Source organism: Arthrobacter sp. Y3225116, from assembly GCF_059091245.1.
The window spans coordinates 1-981 of the sequence record NZ_JBNHGL010000477.1 but is presented as its reverse complement, the minus strand read 5'-3'; the positions used below and the strand labels follow the sequence as shown (position 1 = coordinate 981).

2 pseudogenes are annotated in these 981 nt (G+C 72.1%); both read right to left on the bottom strand.

The window, feature by feature from the left end:
- Window positions 1-701, bottom strand: a pseudogene (locus AC5RV2_RS18430) (ABC transporter permease); the annotation flags it as partial.
- A gap of 2 nt (window positions 702-703) precedes the next feature.
- Window positions 704-981, bottom strand: a pseudogene (locus tag AC5RV2_RS18425) (ABC transporter ATP-binding protein); the annotation flags it as partial.

Here is a 981-nt window from a genome sequence, read left to right as displayed (position 1 = left end):
CCGGCCTCCGCCCGTCCCGCGGCCACCGAGCCCTGCACCGTGCCGGCAGCGGCGCCCGGGGCCAGATCCAGCTGGATGTTGTGCAGCTGCGGTCCGGCCTCGCCGGCCAACTGCCGCACCAGGGCGCCGCCGGCGTAGAACTGCGCCTGGCCCATCATGAACGGGTCCTTGGACGGCTTCACGATTCCGGAAACCGTCAGCCCGGTCCCATCGGCGGCAATGTCCTCGGCGGCCACCATCCCGGCGGTCGGCGCCAGCTCCAAGGTGTCGCCGACCGCCAGCGCCTTCTTCTCGGCCGTCGCGGCGTCCACCGCGACCTCTCCCTCCGCCGGCAGGGCTCCTTCCAGCAGTTCCAGGTTGTCCAGTCCGTCGGGGGCGGTGTTCTGCAGAACCCCGTAACCGGCGTCGGCCCGGGATCCGAACGCGACCGGCGCCATCTCCCGCGCGTACACCTCGCCGGCGCCCTCGGCGGCGGCGACGGCGTCAACGGCAGCCGCGTCCAGCGGCCGGTCCGGAGGGCCGGAGACCACCAGGTCGGCGTTCCGGAAACCGGCGCCGATGCTGTTGCCCAGCGAGGCTTCGGTGGACGCGTTGACCATCAGCGTGGCGGTCAGGAACCCCACCGCCATCATCACGGCCAGCCCGACGGCGATGAACCGCCGCGCGTGCTGCCGCACCTGTGCAAGCGCTACCTGCAGCATGTTCAGGCCCCCAGCTTGGCCAAGGCGGCCAGGATCGCGTCGGTGTCGGGCCGGTTTAGTTCGCCCACCAGCTCGCCGTCGTTCATCAGCACCACCCGGTCCGCGTAGGAGGCGGCCACCGGATCGTGCGTGACCATGATGATGGACTGGCCCATCTCCCGGCAGGACCGGCGCAGCAGCGAGAGCACCTCCGCGCCGGATTTCGAGTCGAGGTTGCCGGTGGGTTCGTCGCCGAACACGACGTCGGGGCGGGTCAGCAGCGCCCGCGCCACGGCGACGC